Source organism: Bradyrhizobium sp. (assembly GCF_016462955.1).
Taxonomy (GTDB): Bacteria; Pseudomonadota; Alphaproteobacteria; order Rhizobiales; family Xanthobacteraceae; genus Bradyrhizobium.
In genome coordinates, this window is the sequence record NZ_JAEMSD010000276.1 from 5,468 (window position 1) to 5,916 (window position 449).

General features: G+C 66.8%; 1 protein-coding gene. It reads left to right on the forward strand.

The annotated features are described in order from the left end of the window. Nucleotides 1-449: 4Fe-4S dicluster domain-containing protein (locus tag JHD07_RS24445; RefSeq protein ID WP_366865123.1), on the forward strand; the 449-nt coding region annotated here is incomplete at both ends.

Consider the following 449-nt stretch of genomic DNA (forward strand, 5'->3'; position numbering starts at 1 on the left):
ATCCAGGCGGCGCTGACCGACGAATGGGCGCTCAACGTCACCTATCGCCGCGACCGCGGCGAGCCGCGCATGTCGGTGAAGAAGGCGGATGCTGCCCGCGCGCAGGGCAATCCCGCCGGCGATTGCGTCGACTGCCATCAGTGCATCAACGTCTGTCCGACCGGCGTCGACATTCGCCATGGCATCCAGCTCGGCTGCATCCAGTGCGGCCTGTGCATCGACGCCTGCGACAACGTGATGCGCGAGATCGGCCGGCCGCAAGGCCTGATCGGCTACGACACCGACATCAACATGCAGCGCCGGCGCGAAGGCAAGGCTCCGATCTACCGCATCATCCGCCCGCGCACCCTGATCTACGCGGCCGCGATCGCGATCGTCGGGAGCATCATGCTCTACACGCTCGCAACCCGCGCGACCATGGACGTCAACGTGCTGCACGACCGCAACCC